This window comes from Glutamicibacter sp. FR1 (genome assembly GCF_047300825.1).
Classification (GTDB): domain Bacteria; phylum Actinomycetota; class Actinomycetes; order Actinomycetales; family Micrococcaceae; genus Glutamicibacter; species Glutamicibacter nicotianae.
In genome coordinates this window covers 656,667-678,079 of sequence record NZ_CP178602.1, presented here as the reverse complement: position 1 = coordinate 678,079, position 21,413 = coordinate 656,667, and the positions used below count along the sequence as shown (strand labels likewise).

The following is a 21,413-nucleotide window of genomic DNA, read 5'->3' as shown; positions in this document are numbered from 1 at the left end:
TACCTCGTCACGACACCGGACTACCGCCGGATTCGGACACTCCTCGTTGGGCCCATCTTCCACGAGTAGTAGTCCCGCTGAACCTGCTCAGCCGCAGGGAAGCAACAACAGAGAATAACCCGTGTGATCGCACGGCGATACCATCTCGAAAACGGTCGTTCTCTTGCTCTCCCAGACATTTCCAGTGCGACCTAAGAGGCCAATAGCGGGGCGGTACGGTGACCCTCCTGCTGACAACCAAGCACGTGGCCGTCAGCTCTTGGAACACTTGATTTCTATTGGTAGCCAATCGTCCAGTATCGCGTCGCCAAGTGTAAGAATTCCAGATTCTGGAATAGCCCGATCAAATATTGGTGCGGGGTTCCGCCGCCTTTGGATTGCGGCGCCAACCCAATTGCTTTGCTAAACCAGACGGTCGCTTGCCGAATAGGCGTTCTGGTTCCTACTGGCGGCACGCTGCGGGGCACCTGCCATCTTGACCAGCCCTGCAACAATAAGCACGTCCAACGCCACTAGCATCAGCACGGAACCGTGCGCTGCCAACCACATCATTTCGGAATTCGGAAGCATCTGGCCCGGGTCCACACTGGATTCCGATTCCATGTGGCCGATTGCGGTGCTGTCGGCAATCTTCCACAGAACAAAGAAGGCCAGCACCGAGATGTTCAAACCAAGCATGGCCACTACGCCCACGATGCCGAATGCTTTCATTGGAATTTGCGACACGTTTGGCTCCCCGGGATGCAGTCTTCATTCTGGACCACCGATCACGGTGACCGGAGATCTTCACTTCCAGAACCCAGTATTCCCTGCCTGACGTACGCCGCAGGTGCGAATCGCTGAGTGACACCGACGTTAAACGCCCGCGCGGGCCTTCCTGTGTGGAAGGCCCGCGTGCTGCGACGGCAGGTCAGGCGGTAGCCAGGCTGCGGTGCTGGATGCTGTCGGCCTCGGAAGCCTTCGCGGCTGCGGCCAGCCCGCGTTCCAGATCGGCAATCAGGTCCTCGGGCTCCTCGATGCCTACCGAGAGGCGGACCAAGTTGGCCGGGATCTCCAGCGGGGTGCCGATCAGCGAAGCGTGGGTCATTTCGCGCGGATAGCAGACCAGGGATTCCACCCCGCCCAGGGACACCGAGAGCTGGAAGTATTCCATGGACTCGGCGAAGGCGCGGGCCGCGGCCTCGTCGGCCAGCTGCAGCGAGAGGATGCCGCCGAAACCGCGCTGCTGGCGGGCGGCCAGCTCGTGGCCCGGATGGCTTTCCAGCCCGGGATAGTAGACGCGGGCAACCTCGGTGCGGTCATCGAGCCAGCGGGCCAGGGTGGATGCGGTGGCGCAGTGGCGTTCCATGCGCAGGCCCAGGGTCTTCAGCCCGCGGGCGGCCAGGTAGGAGTCCTGCGGACCGGAGACCGCTCCCCCGGCGAACTGCTGGTAGCCGACGGCTTCGGCCAGCGCTTGGCCACGGTGCAGGTGGTCGGCCACGATGACCGCGCCGCCGAGAACGTCGGAGTGCCCCCCAATGTACTTGGTGGTCGAGTGCACCACCGCGTGCGCTCCGAAGTCCAGCGGCCGCTGCAGGTACGGGGTGGCGAAGGTGTTGTCCACCACCAGCAGGGCGCCGTGCTCGGCGGCGATGGCGGCCCAGCCGGCCAGGTCGGCGATGCCCAGCAGCGGGTTGGACGGGGTCTCCACCCAGAGCAGCGCGGTGTTCGGGCGCAGCGCGGCGCGCACCGCATCCAGGTTGGTGATGTCCACCGCCGAGGAGCTGATCCCCCATTTGCCGTGCAGCTTGGAGATCAGCCGGTTGGTGCCGCCGTAGCCGTCGGCACCGAGGATGATGTGGTCGCCGGGCTCAAGCACCGCGCGCAGCAACGCATCTTCGGCCGCGATGCCCGAGGCGAAGGCGAATCCAGCGGCGCCGCCTTCCAGCGCGGAGAGCTGGGATTCGAAGCCGTTGCGGGTCGGGTTGGAGCCGCGGGAGTATTCGTGCCCGGAACGCAGCACGTTAATACCGTCTTGGATGAAGGTGCTGGTCTGGTAGATCGGCGGGACGACCGCTCCGGTGTGCGGATCCTTGTGCTGGCCGGCGTGCACAGCGAGGGTGTTGAAGCCGCTCATGCGAAGCTCACTTCCTTGGTGTCGGCGGTGGTCGCGGCCAGCGCGAGATCCAGCGACTGGGTGATGTCTGCGAGCAGGTCGGCGGGGTCTTCCAGCCCGACCGACAGGCGCAGGGTGGAGGTGTTCAGGCCCGCGGCGGCCAGTTGCTGCTCCGAGAGCCGGCAGTGCGTCATGGTCGCCGGGTGGGAGACCATGGTGCGGGTGTCCCCCACATTCGCGGCCAGGGAAATCAGCTTGAGCCCGTCGATCACCGGGGAAACCAGGGATGGGTGGGCCAGCTCGATGGCCAGCACGCAGCCGGTGCCCTTCGGCGCCAGCGTCCGGGCCAGCTCGTGACTGGAGTGCTCGGGCAGCGCGGGGTGGTGGATGGCGGCAATGCCCGGATACTCGGCCAGCGCATCGATCAGCCTGGCGACGCTGCGCTGCACGTGGGCCGCGCGCACCGGCAGGGTCTCGATGCCTGCAAGGATGCCCTGGGCGCTGGCCGGTGCGAGGGTCGGGCCCAGATCGTGCAGGAACTTGGAACGAACCAGCATCGCATAGGCCGCCGGCCCGTGGCGTTCAAGCAGCGAAGTGCCATTCAGCCGCTCGCGCGGGGCGGCAATCTGCGGCCAGCGAGAGGAATCGGAGAAGTCGAAGGTTCCCGAATCCACCACTACCCCGCCAAGCACCGAGCCGTGCCCGGCCAGCCCCTTGGTGGCCGAGTGCACCACGATGTCCGCGCCGAGTTCCAGCGGGCGCACATTCAGCGGGGTGGCCAGGGTGTTGTCCACCACCACCGGGATGTTGCGCTCGTGCGCGATGGCCGCAATGGCCGGGATATCGGCCACGGTGCACAGCGGATTGGAAACGGATTCGAAGAAGAACGCCCGGGTGTCCGACTCGATGGCAGCTTCCCAGGCGGCAGGATCAGCCTGGTCGACAAAGCTGACGCGGATCCCGAAGTCGGCGAAGGTGTCGGTGAACAGGTCCACGGTGCCGCCGTAGAGCGAGGAGGAGGCCACGATGTGCTTGGGCCCCTGGGTCAGGGCCAGCAGGGACAGGGCGACGGCGGACTGGCCGGTGGCGGTGGCTACCGCCTGGGCCCCGCCTTCCAGTGCTGCCACACGCTGTTCAAGGATCGAGACGGTGGGATTGCCGGTGCGCGAGTAGGTGAAGCCGGCCTGGCGCAGCGCGAACTTCTCGATCGCTTCGGCATGCGACTGGAATTGGTAGGCTGCGGAATTGTGCAGTGGCGGCAGCATTGGGCGGAAGTCTCCGCTCGGGCGGTATCCTGCGTGGACCGCGTCGGTTCCTTGGCTCATAGCTCCTCCTCGATTCTCTGCGAGGGAGTGCACCGATTGGCATCGTGCGGCGGCACGAAGCACAGCGCGAAAACGCGTTCGGAACTGCTCCATCGTTCCTGGCATTAGCACCTTTCGGTTTCCCGATGGTTGCTGCGACGTCAACGAGCCAGATCTCTTAGTCGCTCTTGATGGTTTGTTGTTCTTCCATGGTTGGCCATGGGCTGCGAGGGGTGCAAGCGCTATCGGGCGGCCGGCTTCATACAAGGCCGCCAAGCTTCATATGTCGTGCACTTGTCATGATGACGCGGTGGCTGGCGCCACTTTATGACGCACCAAAATGAGAAAAACCCCGAGACTTTCAAGGTTTTTCTGGAAGTTTATGACGATGGAGCGGCACTCGATGACCGAGAGTTACGCTGTTGGCGGCTCAGCCGAGCACTTCCACCCCGAAGCTGGCCACCACTGCGCGGACTTCTTGCAGGTAGCGCTGAGCCTGGTCGGTGAGCGGGATCGCGGCATGATCGATCCAGCCGATCTCGATGCGCTCATCGATGTCCAGCGGGATGGCAACGATGGATGGATCCAGCTCGTCGCTGATGATGCCGGTGGAGATCGTGTACCCGCCCAGGCCGATCATCAGGTTGAAGATGGTCGCACGGTCCGAGACTTGGATTTCCCGCTGGCTGGAGCGTGTGGAGAGCACTTCCTCGGCGAAGTAGAACGAGTTGTTCGCGCCTTGATCGAAGGTCAGCCGAGGCAGGTTTTCGAGGTCTTCGAGGGTGACCTGGTCACGGGTGGCCAGCGGGTTGCTGCGCGATACGAAGATGTGCGGGTCGGCGAGGAACAGCGGGTGGAACACCAGGCGGGATTCGCGCAGCAGCTTGTCGATGACTTTCCGGTTGAAGTCGTTGCGGTAGAGGATCCCGATATCGCTGCGCAGGGTTCGCACGTCCTCGATAATTTCCTCGGTGCGCGTCTCGCGGAGCGAAAACTGGTACTCCTCGGCCCCGCTGGCCTGGACCATCCGGACAAAGGCATCCACCGCAAAGGAGTAGTGCTGGGTGGAGACGCCCAGCAGCCGCCGCGCGGCGGGGCGGCCGAGGTAGCGGTGCTCAAGAAGCTCCACCTGCTCGAGCACCTGCCGGGCGTAGCCGAGGAATTCTGCGCCTTCAGCAGTGAGCGTCACTCCCCTGGCCGAGCGCATCAGCAAGGTGCGTCCCACCCGGGATTCGAGTTCCTTCATCGCCGCCGACATGCTGGGCTGCGCGACGTAGATGAGGTCGGCGGCAGCCGAGATCGACCCCTCGGAGGCGACCGCCACAAAGTAGCGCAGCTGCTGGAGCGTCAATCCATTCGAAACCTGAACCATAGTTTGAGTCTATATGAATCCATAGTTATATCGAGTTACCTGATATCAAGAATCACCCTGCATGATTGACGCAACGACTTCCCCTCGGCCTGTCCAGGCCTCCCAAATACAGATTGGCCATCATGGCAGACGCATTAAATTTCAGCATTAGCACCACAAGATTCGACGAGAATTACTCCCCTTCTGCGAATTCTCGAACCACGACAAACTTCGCCAATTTGGCGCGCGGAGAGCGTCGCGAAGAGAACCTTCGCAATGCCCTGACGATGATCAACCGCCGTTTCAATTCCCTGGCTCACTGGGACAATCCCCAAGGTGACCGCTATACACTGGAATTGGAAATCATTTCCGCAAATGTACATTTTTCTGCCAATAATACCGATCAGGAATTTCCTCTTTTAGAAGTGCTTGAAACCACGATCGTGGATAAACTCACGGGTACCCGGTCCCAGGGCATGGTCGGCAATAATTTTTCTTCCTATGTCCGCGATTACGACTTCAGCGTGGTGCTCCCAGCATCGTGTAATGACAGCGGAGCCCCGGTGCTTCCGGAGGATTTTGGCGATCTCCATGGGCAGCTCTTCCAGCATTTCTTGAACTCACAGGCGTACCGTGAGCGTTTTGCCCAGCTGCCGGTGGTCTGCATCAGCGTCTCGACTTCCAAGACCTATTTCCGCACCGGCAACAGCCATCCAGTGCTTGGTTTGGAATACCAGCAGGATGAAAATTCCTTGACCGACGCGTACTTCGGAAAAATGGGTTTGAGCGTGCGCTACTTCATGCCACCAGGCGCTGTTGCCCCGCTGGCTTTCTACTTCCGCGGCGACCTGCTCAACGATTACACGAATCTGCAGTTGATCAGCCTGATCAGCACCATGGAGACGTTCCAGAAGATCTACCGCCCGGAGATCTACAACGCCAATTCGGCGGCACCGGCTGTGTACCACCCGAGCCTTGGCGCCGAAGATTTCTCCCCCACTCGCGTCTTTTATGACCGCGAAGAACGAACTCAGTTGGGCAAGATCCAAGGCAAGTTCACCGAAGAGCATTTCATCATCCCGAATCGCCAACTGCTCGATCAGTGGTCCGCTTCCTGCCCGGCACCCGTCGCCTAAGATTCCGAAAGATAACTCATGACTTCCCCGCTTATCCCCACGTCGATTGTCGGTAGCCTGCCCAAGCCTTCATGGCTTGCCGAACCTGAAAAGCTTTGGTCCCCTTGGAAGCTTGAAGGCGAGCAATTGCGCGAAGGCAAGCAAGACGCCATGCGCGCTGCGGTCCTCGAACAGGCCCAGCGCGGCATCGACATCATTGCCGATGGCGAGCAGTCGCGCCAGCATTTTGTCACCACGTTCATTGAGCACCTGAGCGGTGTTGATTTTGAAAAGCGTGAGACGGTGCGCATCCGCAACCGTTACGACGCGAGCGTGCCTACCGTCGTCGGTGCCGTTGAACGTGAAAAGCCGGTATTCGTTCAGGACGCAAAGTTCCTGCGTTCCTGCACCGACAAGCAGATCAAGTGGACGTTACCTGGCCCGATGACCATGGTGGACACCTTGTACGATGCTCACTACCGCAGCCGGGAAAAGCTGGCGTGGGAATTCGCGACCATCCTGAACCAGGAAGCCCGCGAGCTCGAGGCCGCCGGAGTGGATATCATCCAGTTCGACGAGCCTGCCTTCAACGTCTTTTTTGATGAGGTGGCCGACTGGGGCATCGCTTCCCTGGAGCGCGCCTGCGAGGGGCTCAAAGCCGAGACCGTGGTCCACATCTGCTTTGGCTACGGCATCAAGGCGAATAATGACTGGAAAGCGACTCTCGGTGCCCAGTGGCGCCACTACGAGAAGTCCTTCCCGCTGTTGCAGGCTTCCTCCATCGATACCGTTTCGCTGGAATCCCACCACTCGAATGTCCCGCTGGAGGTCGTCGAAATGGTGCGCGGCAAGCGAGTGATGCTTGGAGCCATCGACGTGGCCAATGACGCTGTGGAAACTCCCGAGGAAGTGGCGCAGACCCTGCGCAAAGCTCTCGAATATGTCGATGCGGACAAGCTGATTGCCAGCACCAACTGCGGCATGGCCCCGTTCCGCCGCGATGTGGCCTTGGCCAAGCTCAGTGCGCTCAGCGCAGGGGCTGGCATCCTGCGCGAGGAGCTTGTTGGTGCCCGCGTCTGAAGTGACAGAATCGGCGACACCATCGTTGCCCGCGGATGACTTCAAAGCGATCTTCCGCGGGCACCCCGGTGGCGTCAGCCTGATAACCGCCGATGCCGGCGACGGACCGGTTGCTCTCACGGCAACGTCCGTGGCCTCGATCAGCGTTGATCCGCCATTGCTCGTCTTCTCAATTTCTGCGCTGTCCTCGGCGACCAAAGTGCTGACCGGCGCAACATCTCTTATAGTTCACAGCTTGGATGCGCATTAGCCCGGTGGTTTCATGGCAGGCGCGTCATTAACAGTCATTAAAACGAAGAAGTGATCCGGACTTGGGATAATAGGAGTGTCGAGCTTCTATTCCACCGAAATCAAGGATGACCTTTTCAGGCTCTTCACAATTCAGAGTGTAAACCGGGCCTGAACCACCGGCCTCCAACATCGACCGTGTCAAGCCCCGGGTTTGGTAGAGGCTCCTTTTCTTGTTTTTCCTACGCGGCTTCCGCGAGCGTGCCAGGCCTTCCCATCCACTGTTGATGAACATCCGCCGGCGACCTGTACCCGAGTGCCGAATGCAGGCGCTGGGAGTTGTACCAGCCAACCTGGTTGGGTCCCCGAAAAGTAGTCCAGTGACTATGTGAGTACTCGTGTCCGACAATGGACACAGGAGGAATCACGGAAACAATGGCACGCAGACACACACCAGACCAGGTCATCGCTAAAGTGGCTCTTCGATTTTTAGCGTGGTGACCCCAAAATAAGTAAGGCTCGCAGTCCTCTGCGAAGATGGATGTCGACTAAAACAAATTCATCTGCAAGGAACTACGAGCCGTGTTCAAGGATACCGGTGGAATCGATGCTGCGTCGATTCTGTTGAACCTCACCGACTACCGCGTCATCGCCGCGACCCACGAATATTCCGGGCGACAAGTACTTGTCGAACCCATAGCGACCGAAGCTGCCTGCCCTTCCTGCGGGGTGCTGACCACCAGGATCCAGGCCAGGCCGGTACACCGGGTCAAAGACCTGCCAGCCGGCGGTCACGACCTGCAAGTCCTGGTCCGCAAGCGGCGCATGGCCTACCAAGAGCAGGCTTGCGAACGGCGGTCCTTCGTGGAAACCACCGAGCAGCTGCCGTTCCGGGCCAGGATCACCGCCAGGCTCTCCCAGCAACTGGTGGACGAGATGCGTTGCGAGCTGCGCGCGGTCTCCCGGGTCGCTGCCGCGCACTCCGTTTCATGGCCAACGGTCATGGCCCGGCTGAACATCGTCGGTGAGCTGGTTGGGAACGTGGATCGGATGTTCATCCGGCGCCTGGGCATCGACGAGCACCGTTTCCGCAAGGTCCGCTACGCGCGCGGCCGGACTGGGAAAGTGGTGCGGATCGAGCCGTGGTCCATCGTGTTCACCGACCTGGATACGGGGAAGATCCTGGATATCGTGGATGGCCGCCGCGGTGTGGCGGTGAAGAGATGGTTGAAGGCCCGGCCAAGGTATTGGCGTCAGCGGGTGCAGGTCGTGGCGATCGACATGTCTTCAGAGTTCCGCAAGGCGGTGCGGGACACCTTGCCCAAGGCGAAGATCAGCGTGGATCATTTCCATGTGATTGCCCGGGCGAACCTGATGATCACCCAAGTGCGCCGGCGCCGCTCGCACGAGGTGCACGAGCGTCGAGGCAGGAGCACAGAACCGGCTTACAAGTACCGCAAATTATTGACCTGCAATCTGGAGAACCTGTCGATCAAGCAAGTGGAACGCCTCAAATTGATCCTTGAAACGGATCCCGAACTTGGAGTGATCTATGGGATCAAGGAACACGTGAGGGACCTGCTGAAAGCCACGGATGTTCACGAGTTCCAGGCGAGGTGGGCGGTGCTGGAGAAGTCGGTAAAAGCAACGAAAATGGTGGAGGCGAAATCACTGTTCAGGACGTTGAGCGCGTGGCGCAGGGAGCTACTGATGTTCGTGCGCACCCGGCTGACGAACGCCCGGAGCGAGGCAGCGAATCTAACGGCGAAGAACCTGAAACGCATTGGCCGGGGTTATCGGAATCATAGTCATTACCGGGTTCGAATATTGTTGTATACGGCGGGGCTACGGCCCTGCTGAGCATCCTGCGCCACGCTTAACTTTTAAGAGCCGTCAAAGAGGCACCGAGAACTCCTGGAGTCTCCGGAGAAGAAAGAGTTCGAGCATGTCCCGAAAACGCTAGTTCGCTCTTTTGGTCCTCCACGGTATCGGCCCCTAGTTTCGGGAATCCGTTGGCAGCACCATCGCGCCATTCGATCACTCAGCTCGGTGTGACTGTTAGCTTGATTTGGCGGTTTTCGCGCAGATACTCATGGCGGTTCAACTGATTCCGATAACGAGCGTGGAACGCGCAGCTTCAACAACGTCATCGGTAATAGTGTCCAGCTCATTGATCTTCAGGACCCGCTGCATCTGTGTGAAGAGCCGATCAATCAGCCGGAAATTACCGCGCGTGATGCGCGCGATCGCCGCGACAGCTTGCGTATCGGTGAAGTCCTCCAAATCCATGGTTTTGCCGAGGGCACGCCACTTTCGTTGCAGGACGAAATGCAGTTCATCCTGCGCAAGCGGACGGTATTCGTGGGCGAAGCCGACACGGCTATAGAGCTGAGGATATCGGCTGAACTGCTTTTCTATGCCGGGCATCCCAATCAGCATCAGAGCGATATTGTTCCTGTCATACCTATCTCGCAGCACTTCCAAGGCAGTGGCGTTGAGTCGTTCCGACTCGTCGACGATGATCAGCTCCACATGCTTGTCTTGATTCATCGGACCGTTCGTGACGCCTAGGGTATCAAGATGTTGGTGAATGCAGATCGAGGTCCGATTAGTGATCAGTGAGAGCTCTTCTTTGATTTGCTTAGGAGTTGTCAGAACCCCTGGGGTGAAGAAGACGGTTCGCGTTTTGGCTAGATCCTTATAGATTTGGAGGTCGCTGTCCTCCCGGCGACCCCATTCCTCTACTAACGCCGCGGCTTTCGGGCTCCAGTTGGCATAGCGTTTAGCCGAGAGGGTTTTGCCGATTCCAGCTTGTCCGTAGCAGATCCCGATGGTCCGCTGCCTGCGCACCGCATTGGCGAACTCAGTGAAGCGGCGGTGCTCCTTTGTTGCGATAAATGTTGAGGGTGCCATTATTCGTCCTCTGCGTAGGTGCGCAACTTCGTTTTCTTAGTTGGGTGGGCCGCCGGATCAGGTTGGGTTGGCTCCGTTGGTGGTTGTCCGGCCGGTAGAAATTCTGCGACGGTGGCTATTCGTTCTTTGATTTGTCCGCGCAACTGACGCTTGCGTGCGGAGCGTGCCTTCTGGATGTCCTTGAACGTCACGGTGGCTCGTTCATGCGTGGGATCCACGGCTTTGCAGATGTGCTGGCCCCGGTGAAAGACCTGGATCTCGGCAACGTCCCGAGGGTCGTAGCGAAGAATGACGGATTCTCCGACGTAGGCGGCCAGCAACGGGGAAATGTAGCGTAGGCCTTGGAAGTGCACGCCATCGCGGTGGACGATTCTTGGTTTGGCGACCGTGAGCAGCAGCAGGTTCAGTTCATCGATGGTTTCAGGCAGACGCGGTAACCAGCCGTTGCCCTGCCACGCTTTTTGAGGCGTTTCCTTGATCTCTTGATGCTCACGCTGGTGATAGTTCTGCCCAATGAACTCTTCTAGCGCCGTGTCCAGTTCACCGATGGACAGCCCCGGCTTAGGATTGGGCACGCTGTGCAGGTAGCCAGGCAACCGGGCTAAGAGCTCGGTATTGAGGGTGCCGAAGAATCGCTCAATCTTTCCTCTGCCCTGCGGCCGGGCCACCGTGGAGAAAATGATTTCGAAGTGCAGGTCTCTGGCGGCCTGCGCTAAGTGGTGGCTCGTGAAATCGGTTCCGTGGTCTACATAGAGCACATCAGGGATTCCGCACATCGGCCAATAAGCTGTCTTTTTGGGCCAGATCGCCTCACGCAACGCCAATGCCGTATTCAAGGATGAGGGGGCGCCGGTGAAGATCATGTACCCGCAGAGGGCTCGCGAGTAATCATCCATGATCGTGGTGAGCCACGGGCGGACCGGCTGGTGGCTAGCGTCAAAAACCAGGATGTCGAGCTCGGTATGATCGGCCTGCCACACCGCGTTCGGGCGTTCGGCGCGGCGGCGCCAGACCAGTTCATATTTATCTCGGTACGCCGCCGTACCTTGCTGCGCCAGCGTCATCATCCCCGGATCTATCTCGCCGACAATCGAGCGGATGGTGGAGTAGGAAACCGGTGCCCACCCTTGGTGGAGCGCTACCTTGTTGACTTGTTCGTGGATGGCTGCCGTGGTCCTGGGCGGTTTAGCTAAGGCGAGGCCTTCGACCAGGTTCACGAATTCGCTGGGCATCCGGCGTCCACGTTTGCCAGGTGCCACCGGTTCCAGACCAGGCTTCCCGTGGAGCTTGAAGCTCTGGTGCCATCGTTGCAGTGTCCTCAGGCCGATATGGTGTTCCCCTGCCAGAACCGTCAGCGGCACTCCGTCTTCGACGTGTTGCCGCAGCATTTCCCAACGTGCTGTTGCCTTAGCCAGGTAGTCACGAGGAGTTCCTGCTTTCTCGGTACTGCTGTCATTCTGGTCTCGCCCCAGCGGTGCGTCCCTGCGCGTTTCGCTTCGCCGGGACATGGCCGATCACAAGCTCTTGGAAGAGGCGGGCTCTTGGCCCAAGTGGCGGTAGAACGTTGCGCGGCTCCAGCCAACCAGGCGTGCTGCGTCTTCGGCGGTGCGTCCCCTGGCGCGGGCATCTTTGGCGATCGCGAGCTTGTCGGCAATCACTGCCGGGTCAGAGGCCGGCCGGCCGAAACGGGTTCCGGATTGCCGGGCGGCGGCAATGCCGGCGTTGACTCGTTCCACGATCAATTCGCGCTCGTATTCGGCCAACGAGGCAAGCATGTTCAGCATCATCCGACCGGTCGAGGTGGCCGGGTCGATGCCATCGGAAATGGAGCGGACATTAATCCCGCGCTCCCGCAAAAGGTTCACGGTATTCAAGACATCGATCAGGGAGCGGCCCAGCCGGTCAACCCGCCACACCACGACGGTGTCGCCGGCTTCGGCATAGTCCAGCAGATTCTTCATTCCGGGCCGCTCGATCGCGCTGCGGCTGCCGGAAGTCACGTCGGCGAACACGTCGCGCTTCTGCACCCCTGAAGCAACCAGGGCATCGAGCTGCAAGGCCGCGTCTTGGCTCAAAGTGCTCACGCGCGTGTATCCCAAATGTCTCACCTGCCCAGTGTGGTTCAAAAACCCCTGCACGGCAAGCAGGTAAGACGTTTTACGTTGGGACGACTTTATAAGACGGTTGGACTCCTTGCCGTTCCGGAATATTGAGACGGCATGGCCGGGCTGAGGAGAGTGTCTCAATAATCTTTAGTTTGTTGAGACAACGCGGATAGGGTCAAGCAGGCATCTAAACCGATACCATCTCCTGCAACGTGGCAAGCAACATGAAGAGGGGCCGCACCTGGTAGGTGCGGCCCCGTCATGTCTGGCAACTTCAGGTATTGGCGTAGGGTGCTGGACACTTATTCCAAAAGCTCTCCGACGCCACGAAGGTTTATTTCACCGAGGGTAACGATGTGCAGGTATTGATCCGGTGCTTGCTGTTCAGCGGCGCCCCGACTGCAATATAGAGCCGTGGGCTGTGGATTCTCCATGATCCCGAAGATTGGATTCCCATCGGCGTCCTCATCGTACGATGACAAAGTAGTATGCGTCAGATACAAAACGCAGCCATCTACCAGGTCTATGCTTTCGGCACCCTGCACCTTACGAGCTTCCCAGCTGACTTTAGTGTCTAGATACTTTTCCTGAATCGCAAAGCATTCACGTTCACTGGCCACGATCGCAATTATTGGCTCTATGTATTCAAGATCTGGAAATGGGCTGGGTTGTTTCCCATAGACGACGTAGACCATCTGATCTTCTGAATATTTCGAGCCCAGGCGAATCTTGATTTTTGTCAGGATACTGCTTAGAGACGGCATGGAACCCCCTTCTGTACAGGAGCGTAGGCATCAGCATAGTAAGTCTTGCCTTTGTAGACAATAGATCCGAGAGTACGGCCTGACCATGTGGTTTTTTTCGCAGATTTGCATGACAGTGCGTGATTTGTCTGCGTGAAGACAACAGGATAGTAAGTGCCTTTATATTTATCGCCCTTTATCTTTTGGGCTGGCTGGCTAATATCGGGGCCACCCTTGATCCACCAGGCTAATCGTTTAAATCGCGCCTGTGAAGAATGCTTGATCGAAGTGACTTTCGTGGTGCAATAGGTTGTGGATTTGAAGCCACCCGTACTATAGTTCCCAGATTTTCTGGTGTGAAAACCTGCGGCAACGATCTTGCAAGGCCCATAATTCACTTTTGCCATGGCACCCACATTGAATCCAGCTTTGCGTAGTTCGTCCATCTTATCCATCTTGGCTACTGCATCGGCAGGCGATTCCGCTTCGATGTAGTTCGATTCCGTAGGGGTTTTCTCGGGGAAGAAATCTTTCGTTGAAAGGGCATATTCCGAAGACTGCTGCACCGTATGGGTGTCGCTAACAGGAATTTCAACAGCCTGCGCCATCCCCGGTAATACAGCTACCAAAGACAACGCAAGGGGTAATGTTACAAAAGTAAAATTCATCGTTATGCCTGACGCTTGTAGTTTAAACTTTTGGTTCTGGGCTCAATATTTTTATTATCTTCAATAGTGTAACTTCTTGCCTAGAATTTTACCACGATGCACCTTAACAGCAGGCTGAAAGTTCATAGTCTTCGGTAAGGGCTGATTCGAGGCATCGGTCAGGTGCGGCATTGCGACCTATCGAAGAAATTAGAACGGTGACAGGCGAGATCACTATTGGTCCAAGCCAGGTCATTGAATTTGAGCGCCAAGGCCGCGGGGTGTGTGGTCCTTAGGAACTTTGGACTTTCTGATGCCCTTGACGGCCCTGATGGCAGGCTTCCTGAGCTGACGTCACCTCGACGCGAATGCTCTCCACCTCACGGTCGATGCCTTTGGCTTCGAGATTTTGGACCGTGCCCTCGCGTTTCTCGGCGCTCACATATACAGTCCCGCTTATGGCCGGCTAAAACCGCCACTTGGAGCTGCGATTTAGCCGTCAAATAACGTCAACAGTCACAGCTCGGATGGCACGAGGGTTCATCCCGAAAACGACCGATTTTGGGCGGTGCCACTAGTACATCAAGTGCTGTATAGTACATCGTATGATGAACATTGAATCACGGATCGATGCGATGAACCGGCTTGGCCGCGCCATGGCCGACCCCACCCGGTCACGCATCCTCCTGTCCTTGCTGCACGAACCCGGATACCCAGCGGAACTTGCCCAGGCCCTAGGACTGAGCCGCGCCAACGTTTCCAACCATTTGACCTGCCTGCGCGGCTGCGGAATTGTCGTGGCGAAAATGGAAGGCCGCAAAACCCGGTACGAAATCACCGATCCTCACCTCACCACCGCCCTGAGCGCCCTGGTTGACGTGACGTTGGCCGTCGATGATCAAGTACCTTGCCTGGACTCTTCCTGCCCTGACTGCGCCACCAGCGCCGATCGAGAACACGAGGAGCAAGCATGAGTTCCGCCTGCGGTTGCGATTCACCGGAACCCACCGAAGAATTCGAAGAGGAACTGCCCTGGTGGCGGGATTGGCACGTGCTCGTCCCCATAGCCTCAGGCGTTTTCTTCCTCGCTGGGCTCGTCCTCGAATGGAGCACCCACGGCGAAAGCGCCGCCATCGTGGCCTTTGTGCTGTTTTGGATCGGCCTGCTGCTGGGCGCTTTTACCTTTGTGCCCGGCGCCCTGCGAAACCTGTTCACGAAACGGAAACTCGGCATTGGGCTGCTGATGACCATCAGCGCCACCGGTGCGGTCATCCTCGGATATATCGAAGAAGCCGCAGCCCTGGCATTCCTGTATTCCATTGCCGAAGCCCTGGAAGACAAAGCCATGGACAGGGCACGCTCGGGCCTGCGCTCTTTGTTGAAGCTCGTCCCGGAAACGGCCACCGTCATCCGTGACGACGCACCGGTCGTGGTCAGTGCAGCAGAGATCAAGATTGGCGATGCCCTGCGCGTGAAGCCTGGTGAACGCTTGGCAACCGATGGCGTGGTCAGCCAAGGATCAAGCAGCTTGGACACCTCCGCTATCACGGGGGAATCAATTCCCGTGGAAGTAACCGTAGGCGACCAGGTTGCTGCTGGTTCCATCAATTCATCCGGCGCGCTAGTAGTCACTGCAACGGCAAACGGCACGGACAACTCCCTGACCACGTTGGTGAGCCTGGTCGAGCAAGCCCAGTCGGAACGTGGCGAACGGGCACGGCTCGCTGACCGCATTGCCCGCCCGCTGGTTCCCGGTGTCATCGTCCTGGCCGTACTGGTTGCTGTGCTTGGAGCGATCTTCGGCGATCCCGAAACCTGGATCACCCGCGCACTGATCGTGCTGGTCGCAGCCTCGCCTTGCGCGATGGCCATCGCCGTTCCTGTCACCGTTGTTTCCGCCATCGGAGCTGCCAGCAAGTTCGGTGTCATCATCAAAAGCGGAGCAGCCTTCGAACGGCTTGGTTCCCTGCGCCGCATCGCGGTAGATAAAACTGGAACACTCACACGCAATCAGCCAGTGGTCACGCAAGTCGAGACCGTTGATGATGCGACTCGCGAAGAGGTGCTCGCCGTTGCTGCCGCCCTGGAACAGCACAGCACCCACCCTCTAGCTACGGCCATCACCGCAGCAGTACCCGCGATCCCGGAGGCAGCGGCGGTTAACGAAGAGCCAGGACACGGCATTACCGGCGTCCTGGATGGTGTTCAGGTCGGGGTCGGCAGTCCTCGATGGATTGCCCCAGGATCGCTTGCTTCCGCTGTTGAATCCATGGAGGCCTCCGGGCAAACCTGCGTCATGGCCACCCGTGCAGAGCAGGTCATTGGCGTGATCGGCGTGCGCGATGAACTACGCCCTGAAGCGGCCGAGGCAATTCGAGACCTGCATAACCAGGGAATCGACGTGGTGATGCTCACCGGCGATAACTCCCGTACTGCCCACGCGCTGGCTTCAATCGCCGGTATAGACACCGTTCATGCCGAACTGCGACCTGAAGACAAGGCCCGTGAAATCGCTTCGTCGGTGCAGCAGGTTCCTACAGGGATGATCGGTGACGGGATCAACGATGCCCCTGCCTTGGCTAGCGCTACCGTGGGGATTGCGATGGGCGCTACCGGTGCCGATGCCGCCATAGAATCAGCCGACGTAGCCTTCACCGGCCATGACTTGAGACTGATCCCGCAAGCCTTGTCCCATGCCCGACGGGGCCGAGCGATCATGAATCAGAACATCGTCCTGTCAATGGCGATCATCGTTGTCCTGCTGCCCTTGGCTATTACCGGAGTGCTTGGATTAGCCGCGGTAGTGCTGGTTCACGAGGTCGCAGAAGTCATCGTGATTGCCAACGGCCTTCGTGCTGCCCGTATCCACCGCAAGCAGCTCACCCAGCAGCCGGGCAACGTCCTGCATTAGCGCTGGTTTCGTTGCCGTTGAAGGCGGGGCACTATTTCCACCGGGAAATTAGCGCCCCGCCTTCAACCATCTAAAACCAAAGTGGGTGGTGCTGTGCGGTGCGCCATTTTTAACGGTGATAAACCGCCAATTGAAACTAACAGTCATACGCCGGGGATTCCTGGTTCTTGGTTGTCTGGTCAAAAACGACCGATTATGGGACGGTCAGTGCGCCACCGTCCGACCTCAGCCATCCCTATCTTTTCGAGACCAACCCAAAGAACCTCTCAAAGAACTCCCCAAGCTTCTGCACCACCCGCCGTTTCTTCTCCCCATGGTTCTTCTCCTTTGAAAAACGAGACACCGGAGGCAAGACCTTGGTGATCGCTGTTCCCGAGGCCCGAATGCTTCCCTCACGGAACGCAGCATCGATGAACTGGGCTGTTTCTTCCGGCTTCAAATTCTCCGCAGCGATGATCTCGCCCAGTTCCTTCTCCCGCTGGGCTTCCAAGTATGCAGTCACCGGACCCTAGACCTGAGAAGCTATATAGTTGCAAATTTCTTCTTCCTCGGCACCAAGATTTACGGTTCTTGGCGGTGCTTAAGCTGACCGGTGGTACTGCTCGTGGACTCGATCCATAACCTTTCCGATACCCCGGCAGCAGACATACTCACTCTTGGAAACGATGCTGCATTAACGGTAAGGAAACGGCTATGCGCCATCGCTGAAATTTGTGTATCCGACGCTCATGCGGGGTCGTGTTTGTTGCGCTACTGTACAAGTTGCTTAAAGGCTTCAGTTCACGATCTCAAAGTGGTAGCGTCCGCGGTATCCATCGAGACTAAGGAGCAAAATCAATGAGTCACATCATCTCCATGCTGAAAACCCACCCCAACAAACCCAATGACCCGGTCCTTCAGAAGCTTGAGGACTGTATCGCCGCCTGTTTCGAATGCGCCCAGAGCTGTACCGCGTGTGCCGACGCGTGCTTGGCCGAAGACATGGTCGCCGAGTTGCGTCTCTGCATCCGGACCAATCTCGACTGCGCCGATATCTGCAACGCCACCGTCAACGTGCTGACTCGCCAAACCGGCCAGAACCCATCGGCAGTCAAGGCAATGCTTGAAGCCTGCCGGACAGCCTGCCAGCAGTGTGCCACCGAATGCGAGAAGCATGCTGGCATGCACGAGCATTGCCAGGTCTGCGCTGAAGCTTGCCGCCGGTGCGAAAAAGCTTGTGCCCTGCTGTTGGCGGCCATCGGCTAAGCGTCTGTTGTTGGGCACGAGTGGACAGATGAGGCTTGCCAGAAAACTCGAGTTATACCCCCTTAGGGTATATTCTGAACCTACGCAGGACTTAACGGGCGGTTGCCCCCAGTGTTAGGGCCGGCGTATTCAGACGAGAATTCGAGGCCGCCCTCGGGGGTCCAGGAGGGAAGCCATCATGAACCACGCACCGGAGCACCGGGAACACGGCCACTCAGTCTCCCCTGGGCACGGGGGTCGCACTCTCGCATCCAAAGACAGTCACACGGGACACCCGATGTCTGAACAGCCGACTCATGGCCAGGCGATGCCGGCTGGCCATGCGCATTCGGCAGTTGACGATGAACACGCCGTCCACAGCCACGGCGAGCACGCAGGACACAGTACCGCGATGTTCAAGAATAAGTTCTGGCTGAGCCTGGCACTCTCAATCCCGGTGGTAATTTTCAGCCCGATGTTCGCCCACCTCTTCGGCTATCAGATCCCGGACTTCCCCGGCGCCGCCTGGATCGCTCCGGTGCTCGGATCGGTGATCTTCTTCTACGGAGGACTGCCCTTCCTGAAGGGCGGCTGGAAAGAACTGCGCAGCAAGCAGCCTGGAATGATGCTGCTGATCACGCTGGCAATCACTATCGCCTTTCTCTCCTCGTGGATCACCACGCTAGGCATCGGCAACTTCAACCTCGACTTCTGGTGGGAACTGGCCCTGCTGGTAGTGATCATGCTTCTGGGCCACTGGATCGAGATGCGCGCCCTAGGCTCGGCGCGCGGCGCACTAGATGCTCTGGCAGAACTGCTACCTGATGAAGCCGAACGCGTCACCGCAGAGGGCACGGACACAGTACGAATCAGCGATCTATCCGTCGGCGATATCGTACTGGTCCGCTCCGGTAGCCGGCTGCCTGCTGACGGGGAAATCACCGAAGGCCAAGCGGAACTGGACGAATCGATGATCACCGGCGAATCCAAGACCGTACCGCGAGGTCCCGGAGACAGCGTAGTGGCCGGCACTGTGGCCACGGACAGCTCCCTGCGCATCAAGGTGGCAGCCGTCGGGTCAGATACCGCTCTAGCCGGAATCCAGCGTCTGGTCTCTGAGGCCCAGGCCTCCTCCTCGAAAGCCCAAGCGCTAGCGGACCGTGCAGCGGCTTTTCTGTTCTACTTCGCTCTGGGCGCCGGCATCATCACCTTCCTCACCTGGGTGCTCCTGGGCAGTCCCAACGAGGCGGTGATCCGCACCGTCACCGTTCTGGTCATCGCCTGCCCGCACGCACTGGGCCTTGCCATTCCACTGGTCATCGCGATCTCCACCGAACGGGCGGCACGGGCTGGAGTGCTGATCAAGAACCGCATGGCCTTGGAACGGATGCGCACCATCGATGTGGTCCTCTTCGACAAAACCGGCACTCTAACTCTGGGCCAGCCTGGTCTGACCGGCATTGCCACAGCCCCTGGTCTCAGCGATAACGACTTGCTGGCACTGGCGGCCGCAGTTGAGGCGGACAGCGAACATCCCTCGGCCCGGGCTATCGTCGCAGCGGCCCGGGCCCGAGCCATCCGGATTCCGACTGCAACCGAATTTACCTCGCTGACCGGGCGTGGCGTGACCGCCAGCGTCGGTGGAGCCGACATCATGATCGGCGGACCGAACTTGCTTGACGCCCAAGCCCTGACGATCCCGCGAGAACTGCAGGAGCAGACTCAGCCTTGGGTCGAGCGAGGCGCCTCCGTACTCCACGTGGTTCGTGCTGGGCAAGTGATTGGTGCCCTGAGTTTGGAAGATGAGATCCGCGCCGATTCCCGCCAGGCCGTTGCCGCGTTGCAGTCCCGGGGCCTCAAAGTCGCGATGATCACCGGTGATGCGCAGCAGGTCGCCGAAGCAGTGGCTGGAAAGCTGGGCATCGACGAGGTCTTCGCCCAAGTTCTGCCCCAGGACAAGGATAAGAAGGTTGCCGAGCTGCAGGCCCGCGGCCTGAAAGTGGCCATGGTCGGGGACGGGGTCAACGACTCCCCAGCACTGGCTCGGGCCGAGGTTGGCATTGCCATCGGTGCCGGCACCGATGTGGCAATAGAATCGGCGGGGGTTGTCTTGGCCGGCAACGACCCGCGGGCGGTGATGTCTATGCTGGAACTATCCAGAGCCAGCTACCGCAAGATGATCCAGAACCTGGCGTGGGCCACCGGCTATAACGTGATTGCGGTCCCGCTGGCTGCCGGAGCACTGGCGTTTGCTGGGGTGTCGATCTCTCCGGCCATCGCAGCGATCCTGATGTCCCTGTCCACCATCGTGGTCGCGCTCAACGCCCAATTGCTGCGACGCATCAATCTCGATCCAGACACCATACATTAATCACACTAGACCAGTTTCAAGCGTTTTCTTTTGCCGGGCACAGGATGCGCCAGTACCCTTGAGATGAAAACCTTCACTCAGGTGGAAAGGCAGGATGCGATGAATCAGGTTATGACGCCTCGTCGTTTCCTGTCTCTGCTTGTCCCTGCGCCGGGCAATCCTGCTGGCCGCCGCCCGGTTATTCTTATGCTGGGTTTGGCCGGAATCATCCTCGGAATCTTGGGGATGCATGTCTTAGGAGCGTCCCCCCAAGCGCCAGATACTGCTGGTCTGAGCGCGACCTCTGCGCACCAAGCAGTCTCCCACGATCACGGTCCACCCGTAATGGCCACAGATGGGACGGTCGGTGGCGAGGCAGATAGTACCTGCTACGGGCCATGCAATGGCGAACATCATCTCATGGCTGCCATGTGCGTACTCATAGTCATTGTCCTGGCCGTCTTGTGGTTTCTTCCTAAGCGTTGGTTCATTATTCCTGGCAAGGGGCTGCGCGCCCCGCCAGTCATGCCTGCACCGGCAAACCGGTTGCCGTGGACTCCCTCACTCATCGAACTCTCTATCAGTCGCACATAAAAACGCCGGCAGCTTTCCCCATACCGGGGAGAGCTCCGGCTATTCGTGCGCACCCTTGTGTGCCGTCTTGGCCGGGTATTGATGGATACCCCGTTTGAGAACACTTTGAAGGAATACCCACATGAAACGCCTGACTTCCATTTCGGCAACCGCTCTTGCAGCAGCGCTCGTCCTGTCCGGATGCTCCACGGACGCTGGCACCACCGAACCTGAAAGCACTATGTCCGGCATGGATCATGGCAGCATGCCGCCGTCGGCCTCCGATGCTGCAGCCGACCACAATAGTGCCGATGCCATGTTCGCGCAGATGATGACGCCTCATCACGAACAGGCTGTCCAGATGAGCGACATCATGCTGGCCAAGAAAAACCTGGATCCCCGGGTTACCGAGCTTGCCCAGGACATCAAAGCCGCCCAGGGGCCGGAAATCAAGAAAATGAACGATTGGCTCCAGACCTGGGGCGAGCCTATGAAGATGTCCGGAAGCCATGAGATGGACGGGATGATGACCCCGGAGGACCTTTCCAACCTCGAAGCCGCCCAGGGCACCGAAGCCTCGCGCTTGTTCCTGACCCAAATGATCGCCCACCATGAGGGGGCCATCACTATGGCTGAGGACGAAGTCGCCAACGGATCGAATCCTGCAGCCGTCGAGCTGGCTAAGGATGTTGTCTCCAGCCAGGGAACCGAAATTCAGGCCATGAAGACCCTGCTAGCAGACCTCTAAAGACTCCACGTTGCCGCTGCTGCCTA

General features: G+C 59.1%; 20 protein-coding genes, 1 pseudogene and 1 riboswitch. Of the genes and pseudogenes, 10 read left to right on the top strand and 11 right to left on the bottom strand.

Annotation, left to right across the window (positions count from 1 at the left end; genetic code table 11):
* Nucleotides 1-402: 402 nt before the first annotated feature.
* The 4 genes from ACLQ8T_RS03280 to ACLQ8T_RS03265 form a co-directional block, all read right to left on the bottom strand.
* The gene (locus tag ACLQ8T_RS03280) at nucleotides 403-726 is read right to left on the bottom strand and encodes a hypothetical protein (RefSeq protein ID WP_413455677.1); all 324 of its coding nucleotides are present in this window, start codon (nucleotides 724-726) and stop codon (nucleotides 403-405) included.
* 184 nt (nucleotides 727-910) lie between these two features.
* Nucleotides 911-2,116, bottom strand: coding sequence for a cystathionine gamma-synthase (locus ACLQ8T_RS03275; protein ID WP_413455676.1), 1,206 nt, complete (start codon nucleotides 2,114-2,116; stop codon nucleotides 911-913).
* Nucleotides 2,113-3,420 carry an O-acetylhomoserine aminocarboxypropyltransferase/cysteine synthase family protein gene (locus tag ACLQ8T_RS03270; protein ID WP_413455675.1) on the bottom strand — a complete coding sequence of 436 codons (1,308 nt, stop codon included), beginning with the start codon at nucleotides 3,418-3,420 and terminating at the stop codon, nucleotides 2,113-2,115. Before ACLQ8T_RS03270 ends, ACLQ8T_RS03275 begins: the two co-directional genes overlap by 4 nt.
* 86 nt (nucleotides 3,421-3,506) lie before the next feature.
* A riboswitch (SAM riboswitch) is annotated at nucleotides 3,507-3,597 on the bottom strand.
* A gap of 232 nt (nucleotides 3,598-3,829) precedes the next feature.
* On the bottom strand, nucleotides 3,830-4,771 hold the full coding sequence (locus ACLQ8T_RS03265) for a LysR family transcriptional regulator (protein WP_204720780.1): 942 nt from the start codon (nucleotides 4,769-4,771) through the stop codon (nucleotides 3,830-3,832).
* A gap of 122 nt (nucleotides 4,772-4,893) precedes the next feature.
* Between ACLQ8T_RS03265 and ACLQ8T_RS03260 the strand changes: the two genes are divergently transcribed.
* The 4 genes and pseudogenes from ACLQ8T_RS03260 to ACLQ8T_RS03245 all read left to right on the top strand — a co-directional run bounded on the left by ACLQ8T_RS03260 (nucleotide 4,894) and on the right by ACLQ8T_RS03245 (nucleotide 9,033).
* Nucleotides 4,894-5,886, top strand: coding sequence for a DUF1852 domain-containing protein (locus tag ACLQ8T_RS03260; RefSeq protein WP_204720778.1), 993 nt, complete (start codon nucleotides 4,894-4,896; stop codon nucleotides 5,884-5,886).
* A gap of 18 nt (nucleotides 5,887-5,904) precedes the next feature.
* Nucleotides 5,905-6,945: a methionine synthase gene (locus tag ACLQ8T_RS03255; RefSeq protein WP_413455674.1), complete on the top strand. Its 1,041-nt coding sequence runs from the start codon at nucleotides 5,905-5,907 to the stop codon at nucleotides 6,943-6,945.
* A pseudogene (locus ACLQ8T_RS03250) lies at nucleotides 6,926-7,192 on the top strand (flavin reductase family protein); the annotation flags it as partial. The gene ACLQ8T_RS03255 and the pseudogene ACLQ8T_RS03250, both read left to right, overlap by 20 nt.
* 563 nt (nucleotides 7,193-7,755) lie before the next feature.
* Nucleotides 7,756-9,033 carry an ISL3 family transposase gene (locus ACLQ8T_RS03245; RefSeq protein ID WP_413455673.1) on the top strand — a complete coding sequence of 426 codons (1,278 nt, stop codon included), beginning with the start codon at nucleotides 7,756-7,758 and terminating at the stop codon, nucleotides 9,031-9,033.
* 240 nt (nucleotides 9,034-9,273) lie between these two features.
* Here ACLQ8T_RS03245 and ACLQ8T_RS03240 read toward each other — a convergent pair whose 3' ends face one another.
* From ACLQ8T_RS03240 to ACLQ8T_RS03215, 6 genes are all read right to left on the bottom strand, one after another.
* Complete coding sequence (locus ACLQ8T_RS03240) at nucleotides 9,274-10,086, bottom strand: AAA family ATPase (protein ID WP_096256526.1); 813 nt, start codon at nucleotides 10,084-10,086, stop codon at nucleotides 9,274-9,276.
* The gene (locus ACLQ8T_RS03235; RefSeq protein WP_226910932.1) at nucleotides 10,086-11,594 is read right to left on the bottom strand and encodes a Mu transposase C-terminal domain-containing protein; all 1,509 of its coding nucleotides are present in this window, start codon (nucleotides 11,592-11,594) and stop codon (nucleotides 10,086-10,088) included. Before ACLQ8T_RS03235 ends, ACLQ8T_RS03240 begins: the two co-directional genes overlap by 1 nt.
* 6 nt (nucleotides 11,595-11,600) lie before the next feature.
* The gene (locus ACLQ8T_RS03230) at nucleotides 11,601-12,194 is read right to left on the bottom strand and encodes a recombinase family protein (protein WP_096256525.1); all 594 of its coding nucleotides are present in this window, start codon (nucleotides 12,192-12,194) and stop codon (nucleotides 11,601-11,603) included.
* 299 nt (nucleotides 12,195-12,493) lie between these two features.
* Nucleotides 12,494-12,955: a hypothetical protein gene (locus ACLQ8T_RS03225; protein WP_096256524.1), complete on the bottom strand. Its 462-nt coding sequence runs from the start codon at nucleotides 12,953-12,955 to the stop codon at nucleotides 12,494-12,496.
* Nucleotides 12,943-13,602, bottom strand: coding sequence for a hypothetical protein (locus tag ACLQ8T_RS03220; protein ID WP_204719530.1), 660 nt, complete (start codon nucleotides 13,600-13,602; stop codon nucleotides 12,943-12,945). The genes ACLQ8T_RS03225 and ACLQ8T_RS03220 overlap by 13 nt, the downstream gene beginning before the upstream one ends.
* A 271-nt stretch (nucleotides 13,603-13,873) precedes the next feature.
* Complete coding sequence (locus tag ACLQ8T_RS03215) at nucleotides 13,874-14,023, bottom strand: hypothetical protein (RefSeq protein ID WP_413455672.1); 150 nt, start codon at nucleotides 14,021-14,023, stop codon at nucleotides 13,874-13,876.
* Nucleotides 14,024-14,186: 163 nt separating this feature from the next.
* Between ACLQ8T_RS03215 and cmtR the strand changes: the two genes are divergently transcribed.
* Complete coding sequence (cmtR, locus tag ACLQ8T_RS03210; RefSeq protein ID WP_013350243.1) at nucleotides 14,187-14,555, top strand: Cd(II)/Pb(II)-sensing metalloregulatory transcriptional regulator CmtR; 369 nt, start codon at nucleotides 14,187-14,189, stop codon at nucleotides 14,553-14,555.
* Nucleotides 14,552-16,492, top strand: coding sequence for a heavy metal translocating P-type ATPase (locus tag ACLQ8T_RS03205; protein ID WP_413455671.1), 1,941 nt, complete (start codon nucleotides 14,552-14,554; stop codon nucleotides 16,490-16,492). The genes cmtR and ACLQ8T_RS03205 overlap by 4 nt, the downstream gene beginning before the upstream one ends.
* 235 nt (nucleotides 16,493-16,727) lie before the next feature.
* Here ACLQ8T_RS03205 and ACLQ8T_RS03200 read toward each other — a convergent pair whose 3' ends face one another.
* Nucleotides 16,728-16,994 carry a type I restriction endonuclease subunit R, EcoR124 family gene (locus tag ACLQ8T_RS03200; RefSeq protein WP_047118367.1) on the bottom strand — a complete coding sequence of 89 codons (267 nt, stop codon included), beginning with the start codon at nucleotides 16,992-16,994 and terminating at the stop codon, nucleotides 16,728-16,730.
* Between the two features lie 335 nt (nucleotides 16,995-17,329).
* Between ACLQ8T_RS03200 and ACLQ8T_RS03195 the strand changes: the two genes are divergently transcribed.
* From ACLQ8T_RS03195 to ACLQ8T_RS03180, 4 genes are all read left to right on the top strand, one after another.
* Nucleotides 17,330-17,737, top strand: coding sequence for a four-helix bundle copper-binding protein (locus tag ACLQ8T_RS03195; protein ID WP_204720769.1), 408 nt, complete (start codon nucleotides 17,330-17,332; stop codon nucleotides 17,735-17,737).
* A 178-nt stretch (nucleotides 17,738-17,915) separates the two neighbouring features.
* Nucleotides 17,916-20,087 (top strand): copper-translocating P-type ATPase, encoded by a 2,172-nt coding sequence (locus tag ACLQ8T_RS03190; RefSeq protein WP_413455670.1) that lies wholly within the window; start codon nucleotides 17,916-17,918, stop codon nucleotides 20,085-20,087.
* 63 nt (nucleotides 20,088-20,150) lie between these two features.
* Complete coding sequence (locus ACLQ8T_RS03185) at nucleotides 20,151-20,660, top strand: DUF6153 family protein (protein WP_413455669.1); 510 nt, start codon at nucleotides 20,151-20,153, stop codon at nucleotides 20,658-20,660.
* A 121-nt stretch (nucleotides 20,661-20,781) separates the two neighbouring features.
* Nucleotides 20,782-21,387, top strand: a complete 606-nt coding sequence (locus ACLQ8T_RS03180) for a DUF305 domain-containing protein (RefSeq protein ID WP_413455668.1) — start codon at nucleotides 20,782-20,784, stop codon at nucleotides 21,385-21,387.
* Nucleotides 21,388-21,413 lie beyond the last annotated feature (26 nt).